General features: G+C 57.2%; 12 protein-coding genes and 4 tRNA genes. 14 read left to right on the top strand and 2 right to left on the bottom strand.

Annotated features, from left to right (window positions below; all coding sequences use genetic code 11):
• Positions 1–98: 98 nt before the first annotated feature.
• The 10 genes from C5L39_RS06445 (at position 99) to C5L39_RS06400 (ending at position 6938) form a co-directional block, all read left to right on the top strand.
• The gene (locus C5L39_RS06445) at positions 99–1115 is read left to right on the top strand and encodes a polyprenyl synthetase family protein (protein ID WP_123048059.1); all 1017 of its coding nucleotides are present in this window, start codon (positions 99–101) and stop codon (positions 1113–1115) included.
• Between the two features lie 82 nt (positions 1116–1197).
• Positions 1198–1279: transfer RNA gene (locus tag C5L39_RS06440), tRNA-Tyr, on the top strand.
• A gap of 315 nt (positions 1280–1594) precedes the next feature.
• Positions 1595–1667, top strand: a tRNA-Thr gene (locus tag C5L39_RS06435).
• Positions 1668–1721: 54 nt separating this feature from the next.
• A tRNA-Met gene (locus C5L39_RS06430) sits at positions 1722–1793 on the top strand.
• 126 nt (positions 1794–1919) lie between these two features.
• Positions 1920–1992: transfer RNA gene (locus C5L39_RS06425), tRNA-Trp, on the top strand.
• Positions 1993–2134: 142 nt separating this feature from the next.
• Positions 2135–2458, top strand: a complete 324-nt coding sequence (secE, locus tag C5L39_RS06420; RefSeq protein WP_123048058.1) for a preprotein translocase subunit SecE — start codon at positions 2135–2137, stop codon at positions 2456–2458.
• 158 nt (positions 2459–2616) lie between these two features.
• A complete protein-coding gene (nusG, locus tag C5L39_RS06415) occupies positions 2617–3456 on the top strand; it encodes a transcription termination/antitermination protein NusG (RefSeq protein WP_165857998.1) in 840 nt (279 codons plus the stop codon).
• A gap of 213 nt (positions 3457–3669) precedes the next feature.
• On the top strand, positions 3670–4107 hold the full coding sequence (gene rplK / locus C5L39_RS06410) for a 50S ribosomal protein L11 (protein WP_123048056.1): 438 nt from the start codon (positions 3670–3672) through the stop codon (positions 4105–4107).
• 85 nt (positions 4108–4192) lie between these two features.
• Positions 4193–4903 carry a 50S ribosomal protein L1 gene (rplA, locus tag C5L39_RS06405; protein ID WP_123048055.1) on the top strand — a complete coding sequence of 237 codons (711 nt, stop codon included), beginning with the start codon at positions 4193–4195 and terminating at the stop codon, positions 4901–4903.
• A 130-nt stretch (positions 4904–5033) separates the two neighbouring features.
• Positions 5034–6938, top strand: a complete 1905-nt coding sequence (locus C5L39_RS06400) for a heavy metal translocating P-type ATPase (RefSeq protein ID WP_123048054.1) — start codon at positions 5034–5036, stop codon at positions 6936–6938.
• Between the two features lie 10 nt (positions 6939–6948).
• Here C5L39_RS06400 and C5L39_RS06395 read toward each other — a convergent pair whose 3' ends face one another.
• Entirely contained in the window at positions 6949–9006 is a 2058-nt protein-coding gene (locus C5L39_RS06395; RefSeq protein WP_123048053.1) for a PTS sugar transporter subunit IIABC, read from the bottom strand.
• On the bottom strand, positions 9003–10655 hold the full coding sequence (locus C5L39_RS06390; protein WP_123048052.1) for an alpha,alpha-phosphotrehalase: 1653 nt from the start codon (positions 10653–10655) through the stop codon (positions 9003–9005). The genes C5L39_RS06395 and C5L39_RS06390 overlap by 4 nt, the downstream gene beginning before the upstream one ends.
• Positions 10656–11088: 433 nt before the next feature.
• On the opposite strand from C5L39_RS06390, the gene rplJ reads away from it, so the two are divergent.
• The 4 genes from rplJ to rpoB all read left to right on the top strand — a co-directional run bounded on the left by rplJ (position 11089) and on the right by rpoB (position 16997).
• On the top strand, positions 11089–11604 hold the full coding sequence (rplJ, locus tag C5L39_RS06385) for a 50S ribosomal protein L10 (protein WP_123048051.1): 516 nt from the start codon (positions 11089–11091) through the stop codon (positions 11602–11604).
• A 79-nt stretch (positions 11605–11683) separates the two neighbouring features.
• Complete coding sequence (rplL, locus tag C5L39_RS06380; protein WP_123048050.1) at positions 11684–12064, top strand: 50S ribosomal protein L7/L12; 381 nt, start codon at positions 11684–11686, stop codon at positions 12062–12064.
• Positions 12065–12215: 151 nt separating this feature from the next.
• Positions 12216–13205: a cell envelope lipid trafficking protein PgfA gene (gene pgfA / locus C5L39_RS06375; RefSeq protein WP_123048201.1), complete on the top strand. Its 990-nt coding sequence runs from the start codon at positions 12216–12218 to the stop codon at positions 13203–13205.
• 291 nt (positions 13206–13496) lie between these two features.
• Positions 13497–16997: a DNA-directed RNA polymerase subunit beta gene (gene rpoB, locus C5L39_RS06370; RefSeq protein WP_197714729.1), complete on the top strand. Its 3501-nt coding sequence runs from the start codon at positions 13497–13499 to the stop codon at positions 16995–16997.
• Positions 16998–17043 lie beyond the last annotated feature (46 nt).

Below are 17043 nucleotides of genomic sequence, written 5' to 3'. Positions count from 1 at the left end.
TGCACCTCCACCCCGGAGTGTGGTTGCCATGCACTTTGGACTACGGTTGAAGCCGACTGTTTTCTCACCCCTTATCACCGTTGCAAGGACAGCCCACCATGACCTATGGCACTACCCATCAGACCCGTTCCGCCGGGCATGTGGACCTGGGCGACGCTGAACTCAACGAGCGCATCGCGACTGGGATGACAGCCGTTGAGGCCTTGCTGCACGAAGAACTGGCCCAAGGCGAGGAATTCCTCATTGACAAGGTGCTGCATTTGACCAAAGCCGGAGGCAAACGATTCCGGCCCATGATGGTGCTCTTGGCCTCCGAATACGGCCCTGAAGCTGGCACTGACAACGTAGTCAAGGCTGCCGCGGTGTTGGAAATCGTGCACCTTGCCACGCTCTATCATGACGATGTGATGGATGAGGCGGAGCTGCGTCGAGGAGTGGAATCGGCCAATTTGCGCTGGGGAAACTCGATCGCCATTTTGGCCGGAGACGTTCTCTTCGCACATGCCTCAAGGCTGATGAGCGAGCTGGATCTGCAAACTGTTGCGCATTTTGCGCAGACTTTCCAGGATCTGGTCACCGGCCAAATGCGCGAGACTCTCGGTGCTCGCGGTGGAGATCCGATCGAGCACTACATGAACGTCATTCGGGAAAAGACCGGCGTTCTCATTGCCTCCGCGGGTTATTTTGGCGGTTTACACGGTCACGCATCCGAGGAGCATACTGATGCGCTGACCAAACTGGGTGCTGCGATCGGCATGATTTTCCAGATCGTCGACGACATCATCGACATTTTCTCTGATCCTGCGGACTCCGGAAAGACTCCCGGTACCGATCTCCGAGAGGGAGTGTTCACCCTCCCGGTGCTCTACGCGCTAGCCGAGGACGGCGATGTCGGAGAGCAACTGCGAGGACTGCTTACTGGTCCACTGACGGAGGACGCAGAGGTTGATCGGGCCCTAGAGCTGCTTAGCCTTTCTCAAGGGCGTGAGCGGGCGTTGGCTGACGTCTACAGCTATCTTGCTGAAGCTGAAACTCAGATCGCTAGGCTCCCTGAGGGGCCTGCCACCGATGCGTTCCGGCAACTGGCTAGCTACACCATCAAGCGTGTGGGTTAAGCCTAAAAACATGCTCTGAACTGCCGATTTGTCAACAGGGTGGTGGTGCGTAGTAAGGTATGTGACGCACCTTGTGATGCACGCCAGATTGCCCGAGTGGCCAAAGGGAGCGGACTGTAAATCCGTCGGCATTGCCTACAGAAGTTCGAATCTTCTATCTGGCACAAGGTTGGAAGCCCATCAGTGAGAATTATCTCGCTGGTGGGTTTTCTCGTACCTGGACTCTTGTGAGATCAGGGTGGGGCCAGGCGGCCAGTGCGTGGCTGGCCCTGCTGTTGTGGGGCTAGTGGGCCGTGACGGTGTCCAAGCTGAAGGGGTGCCGGTCTAAGCTTGGGGTAGGGCATGTTCTGGGTGCCTTAAAAGTCCTTAAAAATAGGCGATAACCAGGCGATTTGATTTCATATTCACTATCGGGTTAACATTTGTGAGGCTTCAGCGCAGCGGGTACGGGAAACCGGATCAGCAAACAAAGAAGCTAAGCCCCCTTAGCTCAGTCGGTAGAGCGTTTCCATGGTAAGGAAAAGGTCGTCAGTTCGATTCTGACAGGGGGCTCTGTTGTTTTTATCCCGCGGTCACCGCGTGGCGGTGGGATATAAGCGGCCGTCAGGCGGTGTAGCTCAGTGGTAGAGCAAGCGACTCATAATCGCTGTGTCGCGAGTTCAACTCTCGCCATCGCTACTGACTTAAGTCAAGGCGTCAGATCAAATGCCTTGAAAACAGTCGAAGTTTTGACTAAGTAGATGGCCTCCTGATTTGGGAGTTTCAGTCTGCTAGAGTCGGAACTGTTGTTTATGCAGCATCCAAAGGGGCGTAGCTCAATTGGCAGAGCAACGGTCTCCAAAACCGTAGGTTGCAGGTTCAATTCCTGTCGCCCCTGCAAAAGTAAGCGGGTCGCACATCGAGTTTATCTTCGATGAGCGGCCCGTTTCTTATTTTCCCGCGAAGCCTCTGGTAGACTCACGCTAGTCCTGCGGGGTAGTACTTGCTGCCCGTGCATCTATTATTTTTCGAGGAGAGCTGTGACCGAAGATCAGCCGAACCAGGCCGGCGCGCCGCGTCCGACCGGTAAGCGTCAGCTGGCAGGCGTCGGCACTACCTCCAGCTCGTCTTATGAGGCCAAGAAGGCCATCAAGCCGGAGCCGGAGGATGATAAGCCAGGCGGCGGTGTCGTCCACTTCGTTCCTGAGGTTGTCTCTGAGGTACGCAAGGTTATTTGGCCGACTGCTCGTCAGATGCTGATTTACACCTTGGTGGTTTTTGCCTTCCTTATCGTGGTTACCGCTCTTGTTTCCGGCGTTGACTTCATCGCTGGACTCGGAGTTGAAAAGATTTTGACCCCGTGATGGTAGAGTAGAAAAATAGAGTTTTTCCCGTCAGACCCGCTCAGGGTCGGCGGGATTCTTTTTTTGCACCCGCCGGTAAGCTTGACTTTAAGCAAGGTCATCTGCCGTCCCGTGCAGACGAGAAGATGACCCACGACCCACACGTTTGGAGCACACGCATGAGCGAAGAGAACAATCTAGACACCACCGAAGCCGTCGAGGCGACTGAGCTGGGTGCATCAACCGAAGAACCCACTGAGACCTCCACTGCCACAGATCTGACTTCGGAAGCAGAAACCGAGCCGGCAGCAGAGGGCGACGCTCTTGCCGCAGCCGCCGCCGCATTGGGTGACACCGAGGAAGAAGACGCAGAGGCAAGCTACAAAAAGCGCCTGCGCGACTACACCCGTGAGCTAAAAAAGCAGCCGGGCAAGTGGTACATCATCCAGTGCTACTCAGGCTATGAAAACAAGGTCAAAACCAACCTGGATATGCGCGCCCAGACCCTTGAGGTCGAGGAGTTCATCTACGACGTGGTTGTGCCCATCGAGCAGGCCCTTGAGGTCAAAGATGGCAAGCGCAAGCTGGTTAAGCGCAAACTGCTGCCGGGCTACGTCCTCGTACGCATGGAGCTCAATGACAAAGCTTGGTCGGTTGTGCGTGACACCCCAGGTGTGACCAGCTTCGTGGGCAACGAAGGCAACGCCACGCCGGTCAAGCACCGCGACGTCGCCAAGTTCCTTATCCCCAAGGAGCCCACCGTCGACGGTGAAGGCGGAGTAGCTAACGCCGATGGCGAGATGGTCATCGCTATGCCAGAAGAAGACAGCAAGTCGGCAGTCAAAATCGACTTCAAGGTTGGCGAGGCAGTTACCATTCTTACCGGCGCTTTGGCATCGGTGGCAGCTACGATCTCCGAGATTGATCAGGTCACCGGAAAGATCCAGGCCTTGGTCTCCATCTTCGGCCGCGAGACTCCGGTTGAGCTGACCGTGGACCAGATCGAGAAGATTAACTAGAGATTTGGGGGAGGGCTTGTTTCTCCCGTAAGATCGCACTCTGCATGTGTCCATCGGAATTTCGTGGGCTCGGCAGAACACCCATACATTCATTCCCGGTGGCCGGGATACGTGGAAATCCAGTAGCAATAGCTGCCGGTAGCGGTAATCGGCATCCGGGCGGGGCCGCCATCATCGTGGCGGTGACCCGTTACCAAGGAACGAGGCAATACGATGGCTCCGAAGAAGAAGAAGAAGGTCACTGGCCTGATCAAGCTGCAGATCAACGCAGGCGCAGCCAACCCGGCACCGCCGGTTGGCCCGGCCCTGGGTGCCCATGGTGTCAACATCATGGAATTCTGTAAGGCCTACAATGCAGCTACCGAGTCTCAGCGCGGCAGCGTCATCCCCGTTGAAATCACCGTCTACGAGGACCGCAGCTACACCTTCAAGCTGAAGACCCCGCCGGCCGCCAAGCTGCTGCTCAAGGCCGCTGGCCTGCAGAAGGGCTCCGGCGTTCCGCACACCCAGAAGGTGGGCAAGGTCACCATGGCTCAGCTCCATGAGATCGCGGAAACCAAGAAGGAAGACCTCAACGCACGCGACATCGACGCTGCAGCGAAGATCATCGCCGGCACCGCTCGTTCCATGGGCATCGAGGTCGAGGGTTAATTCCCTCCGCTTTTCCTAACGCACACCGTGGCAGGGCCAGCTCCGGCCCGATTCACCACATAACCTCTGAAAGAGGAATTACCCAATGAGCAAGAACTCTAAGGCATACAAGGCAGCTGCCGAGCTCGTCGACGGCAACCGCCTCTACGCGCCCCTCGAGGCCGCCAAGCTGGTCAAGGAGACCTCCTCCAAGAACTACGACGCCACCGTCGAGGTTGCAGTCCGCTTGGGCGTTGACCCTCGCAAGGCTGACCAGCTCGTTCGTGGCACCGTCTCCCTGCCCAACGGCACCGGCAAGACCGTTCGTGTCGCCGTCTTCGCCGCTGGCGAGAAGGCCACCGAAGCTGAGGCCGCAGGCGCCGACATCGTCGGTACCGATGAGCTGATCGAGCAGATCACCAACGGCACCATCGACTTCGATGTCGCTATCGCCACCCCTGACCAGATGGCCAAGGTTGGCCGTGTCGCTCGTGTCTTGGGCCCGCGTGGTCTCATGCCTAACCCGAAGACCGGCACCGTTGCTACTGACGTTGCCAAGGCCATCACTGAGGTCAAGGGCGGCAAGATCTCCTTCCGCGTTGACAAGGCTGCCAACCTGCACGCCGCTATCGGCAAGGCATCCTTCGACGAGAAGGCGCTGACCGAGAACTACGGCGCCCTCATCGAGGAACTGCAGCGCATCAAGCCCTCCTCTTCCAAGGGCATCTACATGAAGAAGATCACCCTTTCTTCCACCTCCGGTCCCGGCGTTCCGGTTGACCCGTCGGTGCAGAAGAACTGGCTGGGCGAGGCTTAAACACCTCTCTCATTCATCGACTAACCCGCTCTTTCGCAGCTTGCGAAAGAGCGGGTTTTTCGTTGCCAATACCAAGTAAGCCAGGCCAAACTTACTGGTAAAAAGTATTTTTTCGGTGCAGGATCAAAGCATGTCCACTACTGGTAGCCCCTGGGGCCTGTTCCTTCGTTCCCGAGATGGGTTGACCACACTTGGCACTTTTGTGGCGATCATTAGTTATCTTTTGCTCTGGCTGGTGTTTGGACTCGAAGGGTGGGCGAGCGACTGGCCGCTGGTGATGGTCGTGGTCTTAGGCGGATTACCTCTGATGTTTGAGGTCCTGCGCAACGCGGTCCGCACCCGCGGTGGGGCAGATACCCTAGCCGCGGTATCCATCATCACCGCGGTGCTCTTGGGGGAGTGGCTAGTGGCCGCGATTATCGTGCTGATGCTCTCGGGCGGGGAGGCGCTGGAGGAAGCGGCGTCGAAAAGAGCATCGGGAACCTTGGACGCGTTGGCTAAACGTTCGCCCACCCAAGCGCACCGCCTGCGGGGAGAAAGTATCTCAGAGGGACTCGATGAGATTCCGGTCTCTGAGATCCAAGTCGGTGATCTGGTAGAAGTATTCCCCCATGAGCTCTGCCCCGTTGACGGCGAGGTAGTCAGTGGCCACGGCTCAATGGATGAGTCCTACCTGACCGGTGAGCCCTATGTGGTGAGCAAATCTCAGGGCTCTGCCGTCATCTCTGGCTCGGTCAACTCAGAGTCGCCGATGACCATTCGGGCAACCTCCGCGGCTGAGGATTCTCGTTACGCCCACATCGTCGGTGTCTTAAAACAAGCAGAAGACAACCGTCCGGCGATGCGCCGACTGGCTGACCGGTTGGGTGCCTGGTATACCGTCATCGCATTAGCATTGGGTGCCATTGGCTGGGTGATTTCTGGCGACCCAACTCGTTTTCTCGCGGTGGTGGTTGTGGCCACTCCTTGCCCGCTGTTGATCGGCGTGCCGGTAGCAATTATTGGTGCGATTTCGCTGGCTGCCCGCCGCGGCATTATCATCCGCGATCCGGGAATGCTCGAAAATACCTCGAAGGTCCGGACCATCATGTTCGACAAGACCGGAACCCTAACCTACGGCCGCCCGGTGATTACCGATATCGCGATCGCTCCGGGATTCAACGCCGATGAGACGCTGGCATTGGCAGCTTCGGTAGAGGAATACTCTCGCCATCCATTAGCGGAAGCCATCCGCGCCGGCGCTAGGAAACGCGCTTTGGAACTACCCACAGTAACCGAGGTTTCGGAACGCCCAGGGCAAGGACTTTCCGCGAAAGCCGATGGCCATCGGGTCCTGATCAGCAATCGACGCATGGCTTATGAGCTTGACCCAGATAGCCGAGAACTGATGCCGGATACCGAGGAAGGCCTGGAAGCGGTGGTGCTCGTTGATGGTAAATACGCAGCCAGGATTCAGCTGCGGGATACTCCACGCGCGGCAGCTCAGAGCTTCATCGCGCATCTGCCCAAGCGCCACAACGTGGACAAATTGATGATCATCTCTGGCGACCGCGAATCGGAAGTGCGATACCTCGGGGAGCAAGTCGGGATTAATCAGGTCTACGCCGGGGTCAGCCCAGAGGGAAAATTGGATATTGTGGCCGAGCACAACAAGCTGGGCCTGACCATGTTTCTGGGTGATGGCATCAATGACGCCCCAGCGATGGCCACGGCCAATATCGGCGTTGCCATGGGAGCGGACTCCGGGGTGACCTCTGAGGCCGCGGATGCAGTCATCTTGGATTCCTCGCTGGAAAAGCTCGATGAACTGCTCCACATTGGCGCTCGTATGAGGAGGATTGCCTTGCAGTCAGCAGTCGGTGGCATGACGCTATCGATCATCGGCATGCTTCTAGCCGTTTTCGGACTGCTTACTCCGCTGGCCGGCGCTATCGCCCAAGAAGTCATCGACGTCTTGGCTGTGCTTAACGCCGGACGCGTGGCCATGGTCAAAGGGCCACTCTCCGACTTTGAGGTCGAGGACCCACAGGACTGAAGCGAAAAGACTACTTCTGTGCCGGTTCACGGCTACCTAGTCGGACCTTCTTGACCTCGCGGACAGTCTCAACATCTGAATCTTTGAAGCCGAAGAACCACGTGAGGGTGAAGGCCACACCGAGGGACACCGAGGAAGCGATGAGGAATCCCCAGAAGCTGGAATCGAGCCCCTCTGGGTTAACGAAGGAGGTAAAGCCGATCAAAGAACCGGTGAACCCCCACATATTGACGTTCAGTAGTCCGGTCAAAAGCCCGCCTAGTGCGCCACCGATCGAGGCCATGATGAACACGCGACCATATTTGAGGTTCACACCATACATAGCCGGTTCGGTGATGCCACAGAAAGCGGAAATAGCGGCCGGACCGGAGAGGGTCTTGACCTTTTCGATTCTGGTTTTGACGAATACTGCGAGCACCGCGCCACCCTGGGCGACCATCGTCGCGGAGATAATGGCGTTGAGATAGGAGTTGCCGGAGGCGGCGATATCCTGAGCCACCAGCGGGATGACCGCCCAGTGCAGGCCGAAGATCACCAGAGATTGGTAAAGGCCACCGATAACCGTGCCGGAAATAGTCGGGGAAAGGTCGTAGAGTCCCTGAATCAACGAAGCGATGCCGGTGGAAACGAACATGACGATTGGTCCAAGTACCAGCAGGATCGCAAGCGAGACGATGACGACCTCAGCCAGTGGTAGGAAGATCATTCGGACCATATTGGGGATGACCCGTTTGAGCCAAGGCTCAATTCGGCTGGCTAGCCACGCGGCGACGATGATCGGGAAAATCGAGTAGCTGTAGCTGGGCATATGGAGGGGAATTCCGAAGAATTCACTGTTGAGTGACATACCCATGATTGAGGAAGTTCCCTCAGTGGCGGACATTTCCACCAGTGTGGGATAAACCAGTACGCCGCCGATAATCGCGACAATAATCGGATCTGCGCCGAGGCGTTTGGCAGCGGTGAAACCGACGAAGATCGGCAAGAAGAAGAACACCGCATCGCTCATGGCATTGATGATCTGGAAGGTATCTGAAGTGTCGGTGATGACATCGAAGGTCAGCAGCAGCGACAGGATTCCCTTGATGATGCCGGACGCAGCCAAAAGACCGATGACTGGAATCATCGATCCGGTAATGACACCGATGAGCTCGGAGAAACCATATTTCACCCAGCCGAAGGCAGTGGTGGGCTTTTCTCTTGCCTCGCCGGGATCATCGTCTTCGACTCCGCCCCCAAGCTGGTTGCTGACCGCTTCGTAGACGTCCTCAACATCTGCGCCGATGACTACTTGGTACTGACCACCAGCCTTGACCACGTCGATAACCCCTTCAAGGTCAGCGACATAGTCATCCTGAGCTTTGGATTCATCTTTGAGATAGAAGCGCACGCGGGTAATGCAGTGGGTAACGCTGCGGACGTTGCTGGCACCACCGATGCCATCGATAATCTCCCACGCCAAGGCATCAAATCCGCTTAAATCTGTGGGCCGCTGGGAGGCTACTTCCGTTTCCTGCACAACAGCGACGGTCGAATCGCCTTCGGCCTTGCTTGCCGACTCCGGGGAGGCTGCGGGGGCCGCTGCTGGATCAGCCACTAGGGGGTAAGCCCGAGCTACTTCGGCTCCTAGTGCGGCTGCTCCCTCGTCTACGTCAAGATGATCAAGTTTCTTTTTGGTGTTGGTTACGATCACCACGGTGGCAGTGGATTTTCCCGCCTCAAGGATCGCTGCAATATCCATGGTGGCGATGCGATCACCAGCAGTGACCAAGTCACCTTTGGCTACGTTGATCTCGAAGGGTGCGCCCTCAAGCTCTACGGTGTCAATCCCGAGGTGGAGGAGAAATTGCAATCCTTCTTCGGTCTTGAACCCGATAGCATGGCCCGTTTTGGCCACCATGACTACTTTGCCCGTGACTGGGGAGACGACCTCCCCGCCGGGAGTATCTAAAATGCCGAAGCCCTCACCCATCGTCTTACGTGCAAAGACTGGGTCTGGAACCTCTTCGATGGGGATAACGGTGCCGGCAATGGGCGCCAGCACCGTGAGAGCTGGAGTACTAGTCATGATGTGGTTTCTCCTTTGGACAGCGCCAGTGCCTCATAAGGTCGCAGAGTCAGGGACGCAGAGGTGGGGGGATAGTTAGGCCCCGGATAGTTGTTGATCAAATACTCACCATGGTCGAACTCCTCTGGAATCTGGAGAGTGGTGGTCTCGGAAGTGAGATTGCCTGCCACGAAGACGTCATCGCGCAGGTAGGCATAGACACTGGGATGCTCTAATGCCCATGCACGATAGGAGCCCGCAGAGATGTCAGGTATCTCATGCCGAAGTCGAATGAGCCGCTGATAGTGACGGAAGATCCGACCCGAGGACAACTCGGTGGCTACGTTGATTCGATCCTGATTGGTGGGTGACAACCAGGCATTTCCTGTGGTGAAGCCTGCGCCAGGGGAGCTGTCCCATTGCATCGGTGTGCGGGCATTGTCTCTGGCCCTGGCCGAAACGATCCGGAAGGCCTCTGCCGCTGAATGCCCAGAACGGATTAGTTCGTCATAAGCGTTGAGAGCTTCAATATCGGCATAGTCGGTGATCGAGTCATACTCCGGATCAGTCATGCCAATTTCTTCCCCCATGTAGATAAACGGGGTGCCACGCAACAGGTGAGTGATAGTAGCCAGCATGGTTGCGGATTCAGCGCGATAACCAGCCGGATCACCGAATCGGCAAACCGAACGGGGCTGATCGTGGTTATTGAGGAACAACGCGTTCCAGCCGCCACCGGTCTGCATCCCCTCAGCCCACTCGTGGAGCTTTAGCTTCAGCGCATCGGGTTTAACAGGAGCTAGTGCCCACTTTTGGCCGTTAGGGTAGTCCACCTTGAGATGGTGGAAGCTAAAGACCATGTCCAATTCCTGATTGTCAGGATGGGAATATCCGGCGCATGCCTGAATCGAGGTCGAAGACATTTCTCCGACCGTGATCCGCTCAGCCAATCGGCCAAAGGATGCGTCGTGGAGTTCTCGCAGATAAGTTTCGACGTCCTCGCCGTCGGTGTACATCACCCGCGGATCAACGTCTTTAGGCGAGGAGCGGAGTTGTTCTTCCTTGCCGATGAGGTTGATGACATCAAAGCGAAAGCCAGTGACTCCGTGGCCGATCCAGAAGTTGACGATGTCGGCCATCTCTTGGCGTACCTCTGGGTTGCGCCAGTTCAGGTCAGCCTGAGTGCGATCGAATAGATGTAGGTAATAGTCTCCGGTGTCCCCGAACTTCGACCAGGCTGGACCACCAAATTTTGACTCCCAGTTATTCGGCAGACCGCCGTCGGGTGCAGGTGGTCGGATGAGGTAGTAGTCGCGGAAGCGTTCTTCTCCGGCTAAAGCTCGACGGAACCACTCGTGTTCGGTCGAAGTGTGGTTAAAGACCATGTCGAACATCACCCCGATCCGGTGACCGGCTAAGCCATCGATCAGCTCTTGGAGATCATCGATGGTGCCCATCGTGGGATCTACCGCGCGGTAGTCGGCGACATCGTAACCGTTGTCTCGTTGTGGGGAGACAAAGAAAGGGCTCAGCCAAACCATGTCGGGGCCCAGCTCCGCGAGATAGGGGATGCGGTCAATAACACCGCGAAGATCGCCGACTCCGTTGCCATCGGAATCTTGGAAAGACTTTGGGTAAATCTGGTAAATCACTTTGTCATGGAAGGACATAGTGGATAACCTCCTTGCCTTGCGCCCAACCTAACAGAAAATCTTCATATGACGTTTGGGCGCTTCACCTAGTCCGATACGTGGACGCGATCGCCTATATAGGTATCGTTATATCTCCAGACAGGGTGGGCTGTTGTGCTCGTTTCGAAGGGCGATTTGGTAGATAGGACAGTCGGCAGCTAATGTCAGTCCACGAAGTTTGATCGGCTTAAATTAAGCCGAGCTCAAGTTTCACCGAAGACCGTAGGTCATCCGTTAAGGATTGAAAGTTTCCAGGACACTGGGACGACCCACGCAGGAGACACTTTCGAGCCACCACCTTTTAATCGAGGATGATGCGCCCTGTGCTCTTGCACGGGGCTTTTTCGTTGCCTGTCAACGTTTTAAAGCTCCGGCGGAACAACACGACAAGTAATGGGAAGGAGGCGTAGTAATGGCAAACGCGAAGAACCAGGCTGATCTCGTAGAGCTCAAGGCCAAGTTCGAGGAGGCATCCTCTGTCGTCCTCACCGAGTACCGTGGCCTGACCGTTGCGCAGATCTCTGAACTGCGCGGTGCTCTCGGCTTCGACGTCCAGTACTCCGTCGCCAAGAACACCCTAATCAAGATCGCTGCCCGTGAACAGGGCATCGAGGGTCTTGACGAGCAACTGACCGGCCCGACCGCCGTCGCCTTCATCAAGGGCGAAGCTGTCGATGCTGCGAAGGTGATGAAAAAGTTCGCCGATGATAATAAGGCGTTCCTCGTCAAGGGTGGCTACATGGACGGCATGGCTCTTTCTGCCGACCAGGTTAAGGCCATCGCCGAACTAGACAACCGCGAGACCACTCTCGCCAAGCTAGCCGGCGCCATGAAGGGCAATCTGGCAAAGGCCGCAGGCCTGTTCAACGCTCCCGCTTCTCAGGTCGCACGCCTCGGCGCTGCACTGGCAGAGAAGAAGGAAGCTTAAAAAGTCGCACCCCGTGCGCATTTAATTACACACAGCAAGTTTTACTGGGTCCTTTAGGACCCGAAGAAAGGAAGCCATCATGGCTAAGCTCACCAAAGACGAGCTCATCGAGGCCTTCAAGGAGATGACTCTCATCGAGCTCTCCGAGTTCGTCAAAGAGTTCGAAGACGTCTTCGAGGTTACCGCTGCTGCTCCCGTCGCCGTCGCCGCTGCCGGTGGCGCCGCTGAGGCCGCTGTTGAAGAGCAGACCGAGTTCGACGTCGTCCTCGAGGATGCCGGCGCCAAGAAGATCGGCGTCATCAAGGCTGTCCGCGAGCTCGTCTCCGGCCTGGGCCTGAAGGAGGCCAAGGAGCTCGTCGAGTCCGCTCCGAAGGCAATCATCGAAGGCGCTTCCAAGGAAGACGCTGAGGCTGCCAAGGCTAAGCTTGAAGAAGCTGGCGCCAAGGCTTCCCTCAAGTAAGAAAAGAGTATTCACAGCCGCTTTAAGGTGGCTTGAATTCCTTCGTACACACCCCATTTCCCAGCCATTGTGGCAGGGAAATGGGGTGTTGTCGTTGGGATAGGAGAGTGGAAGAAGCAACTGTGATGGATGGACGGGTATGATTCCTCGCATGCTGTCAAAGTCCCGTCTCCTTTCCCTGTTGTTGCTCGGCCTCGGTGTCGCGCTGTTGGCAGCGGGTTTCGCGGCACCGGCATTCATCCACACTGATGGTCGGATGCCGCTGGATTTAGAAGAGACGACCTGGACCCTGGTTGATGATGAAGCAGAGACTAGGTTGATTACGGATCCGGACGGACGAGTGCTCAACTCGCCCGTTTCCCATCAGCTGCACATGGACATTCAGGATCCAGCCAGTGACGAAGAGGCTTCACTGCGGATGGGTTCTACCTTTATGCGGGACAGCCAGCAGTCTGACTTGGACCGGCTGATCTCCGCGGAGGTGTGGAGCTTTAGCATCGATCGGCTCTCGGGTGAGCTGACCTCATCGGCAGTACTGACGGATCAGTTGGCTAGCCCAGTCACAGAGGTCAGCGTCGATGGCAGTTGGCTGAAATTCCCGGCACAGGCGCAACAAACTACTTATGAGGTATTCGAACCCTCATTGCGTGAGACGAGGCCCGCTGAGTTCGTTGAGGAACTTGAACTGGATGGGCAGACTGTCTACCGGTATCGCCAAGAGGTCGAACCGACCAATGTGGCACTACTTTATGCGTCGTGGGATAGCACCACCACCTTTGCTGATACCGCTGAAGGGGAGGACGATCGTGGCTATCTCTTCCACTCTGCCACTCGGGATTTCTTCGTCGATCAGGCATCCGGCTTGGTAGTGGAGATCCGCGAGGACGTCGATGACTATTACGCTACGGCTGATGGGGAAAAGCGCGAGCAGGTCCTGTTATTCGAAGGTCGGATGGCTCAAGAACAGATCGATGCGCATGTGGCTCAAGCCGCAGGAACTACGGATCCAGGCCTATCGGAGACCTTGCGCTGGGTAATGTTCAGTGTTGGTGCGATGTTGACATTGCTCGGAATGGCTGGCGCTTTCGGTGTGTTCGATCGGCGCCAACCGAATCGGAAGGCAACGCAGTCACGACGTTGAGATAGCGCCTGGGTGGGTTCGTGGTAGAGTCCCGCCCTGAATCCGCTGGCAGATTTGAGTTTGCTCAATGCTGGCGAGGGCTTTACAGAAGGCCATTTTTGGTATACGCTGTTTCGTTGCGCTGGAATTATTCCCTGACTGCATTAGAAACCTTGTTCATCCGACTTGAGAAAGTCGACTTGACAAGGTGATTTTGTGCTATCCGGGGATGGAAATTCCACAGCAGACCGAATGCTAAATATACCAGCGGATTCGGCGGTTGCATGCCAGAGCAACTGCCGCCCGCGTGAGGTGCTGGAAGGACCCATCTTGGCAGTCTCCCGCCAGACCAAGTCAGTGGCCGACATCCCCGGAGCTTCGAAGCGATTCTCTTTCGCTAAGATCTCCGAACCCATCGAAGTTCCGGGTCTTCTCGACCTGCAGCGTGATTCCTTCGCTTGGCTGATCGGTACGCCCGAGTGGCGCGCCCGCCAGCAGGAGGAGCGTGGGCAGGACGCCCACGTCATTAGTGGACTCGAGGGTATTCTCGACGAGCTTAGCCCGATCCAGGACTACTCAGAGAATATGTCGCTGTCCCTGTCGGAGCCTCGTTTCGAAGATGTGAAGAACACCATCGACGAGTGCAAAGACAAGGACATCAACTACTCCGCTCCGCTTTATGTCACTGCGGAGTTTATTAACAACGAGACCCAGGAGATCAAGTCTCAGACCGTCTTCATTGGTGATTTCCCAATGATGACGCCTAAGGGCACTTTTATCGTCAACGGCACCGAGCGTGTCGTTGTCTCTCAGCTGGTTCGCTCCCCAGGCGTGTACTTCGATCGATCGATCGATAAGTCCACCGAGCGTCCGCTGCACTCCGTTAAGGTCATCCCTTCGCGCGGTGCGTGGCTGGAATTCGACGTCGACAAGCGCGATACCGTTGGTGTCCGCATTGACCGCAAGCGTCGCCAGCCAGTTACCGTGCTGTTGAAGGCTTTGGGTTGGACTACTGAACAGATCACGGAACGCTTCGGCTTCTCCGAGATCATGATGTCCACCCTCGAGTCCGATAACGTTGCTAACACCGATGAAGCGCTGCTGGAGATCTACCGCAAGCAGCGTCCGGGCGAGCAGCCAACCCGCGATCTCGCGCGTTCTTTGCTCGACAACGCTTTCTTCCGTGCCAAGCGCTATGACCTAGCCAAGGTTGGCCGTTACAAGGTCAACCGCAAGCTCGGTTTGGGCGGTGACCACGATGGTTTGATGACTCTGACTGAAGAGGACATCGCTACCACCCTGGAGTACCTCGTTCGCTTGCACACCGGCGAGCGTTCGATGACCTCCCCGAATGGTCTCGAGATCCCGGTGCAGACCGATGATATTGACCACTTCGGCAACCGTCGTCTGCGTACCGTCGGCGAATTGATTCAGAACCAGGTCCGCGTGGGCTTGTCCCGCATGGAGCGTGTCGTGCGTGAGCGCATGACCACCCAGGATGCTGAGTCGATTACCCCGACCTCGCTGATCAACGTTCGCCCGGTTTCCGCTGCCATCCGTGAGTTCTTCGGAACCTCCCAGCTGTCCCAGTTCATGGACCAGAACAACTCGCTGTCGGGTCTTACCCACAAGCGTCGTCTGTCCGCACTGGGCCCGGGTGGCCTCTCCCGTGAGCGCGCTGGCATTGAGGTCCGCGACGTTCACCCGTCTCACTACGGCCGTATGTGCCCGATTGAGACTCCTGAGGGCCCGAACATTGGTCTGATCGGTTCTTTGGCTTCCTACGCCCGCGTCAACGCCTTCGGCTTTATCGAGACCCCGTACCAGAAGGTCGTCGATGGCAAGGTCACCGATGAGGTCTATTACCTCACCGCTGATGAAGAGGACCGCTACACCATCGCCCAGGCTTCCGTTGACCGCGAGGCCGACGGAACGATTACCTCTGACCGCATTGAGGTCCGCGTTAAGGGCGGCGATATCGCCGTTACTGATGGCAAGGGTGTCGAGTACCTCGACGTCTCCCCGCGCCAGATGGTCTCCGTGGCCACCGCCATGATTCCCTTCCTTGAGCACGATGATGCTAACCGTGCCCTGATGGGCGCGAACATGCAGCGTCAGGCTGTGCCGTTGGTCCGCGCCGAAGCCCCGTTCGTGGGCACCGGCATGGAACGCCGCGCTGCCTACGATGCCGGTGACATGGTCATCGCACCGAAGGCTGGCGTGGTGGAGAACGTCTCCGCAGACGTGGTCACCATCATGGATGATGAAGGCCTGCGCGATACCTTCTTGCTGCGCAAGTTCGAGCGCACCAACCAGGGAACCTGCTACAACCAGACGCCGCTGGTCAACATCGGCGACCGCGTTGAAGCCGGCCAGGTTTTGGCTGATGGCCCCGGTACCCACAATGGTGAGATGTCGCTCGGGCGTAACCTGCTCGTCGCCTTCATGCCGTGGGAAGGCCACAACTACGAGGATGCGATCATCCTCAACCAGAGCATTGTCGAAGATGACATCCTTACCTCGATTCACATCGAGGAGCACGAGATCGATGCTCGCGATACCAAGCTGGGCGCTGAGGAGATCACTCGGGAAATCCCGAACGTCTCCGAGGACGTGCTGCGTGACCTCGACGACCGCGGCATTGTCCGCCTCGGTGCGGATGTCCGCGCTGGTGACATCCTCGTCGGCAAGGTCACCCCGAAGGGCGAAACCGAGCTGACTCCTGAGGAGCGCCTCCTGCGCGCCATCTTCGGCGAAAAGGCCCGTGAGGTCCGCGATACCTCTATGAAGGTCCCGCACGGCGAAAACGGCAAGGTCATTGGCGTGCGTCGCTTCTCTCGCGATGACGACGACGATCTGGCTCCGGGCGTCAACGAGATGATTCGCGTCTACGTTGCTCAGAAGCGCAAGATCCAGGACGGCGATAAGCTCGCCGGCCGCCACGGCAACAAGGGCGTTGTCGGCAAGATCCTCCCCCCGGAGGACATGCCGTTCATGCCCGATGGCACCCCGGTGGACATCATCCTGAACACCCACGGTGTCCCTCGTCGTATGAACATCGGTCAGGTGCTCGAGATTCACCTCGGTTGGCTGGCTAAGGCCGGCTGGTCTGTGGATCCGCAGGATCCGAGCAACGCCACGCTGGTTGAGACGCTGCCGGAGGATCTCTACGAGGTTCCCGCCAACTCGCTGACCGCCACCCCGGTCTTCGACGGCGCGACCAACGAAGAACTCACCAAACTGTTGGGCAACTCTCGTCCCAACCGCGACGGTGAAGTCATGGTCGACGAGACCGGTAAGGCCGTGCTTTTCGACGGTCGTTCGGGAGAGCCTTTCCCGTACCCAGTCTCCGTGGGTTACATGTACATGCTCAAGCTCCACCACTTGGTGGACGAGAAGATTCACGCCCGTTCCACTGGTCCGTACTCCATGATTACCCAGCAGCCGCTTGGCGGTAAGGCCCAGTTCGGTGGCCAGCGCTTCGGTGAGATGGAGGTCTGGGCAATGCAGGCCTATGGCGCCGCCTACACCCTGCAGGAACTGCTGACCATTAAGTCCGATGACGTGGTCGGTCGTGTCAAGGTCTACGAAGCCATCGTCAAGGGTGAGAACATCCCGGATCCGGGCATCCCGGAGTCCTTCAAGGTTTTGCTCAAGGAACTGCAGTCGTTGTGCCTGAACGTGGAAGTTCTTTCCACTGACGGAACCCCGATGGAGCTGTCCAACGTCGATGACGATGAGCTGGACGCTGCTGGATCCTCACTGGGCATCAACCTGTCCCATGATGAGCGTTCCGACGCTGACGCCGGCTAGTAGCCAGTAGACCAACCCCCCGATATTCGTCATTCAATCCCTCCTG

It is taken from the genome of Corynebacterium alimapuense (genome assembly GCF_003716585.1).
Classification (GTDB): Bacteria; Actinomycetota; Actinomycetes; order Mycobacteriales; family Mycobacteriaceae; genus Corynebacterium; species Corynebacterium alimapuense.
This window is presented reverse-complemented; position numbering and strand designations above follow the sequence as displayed.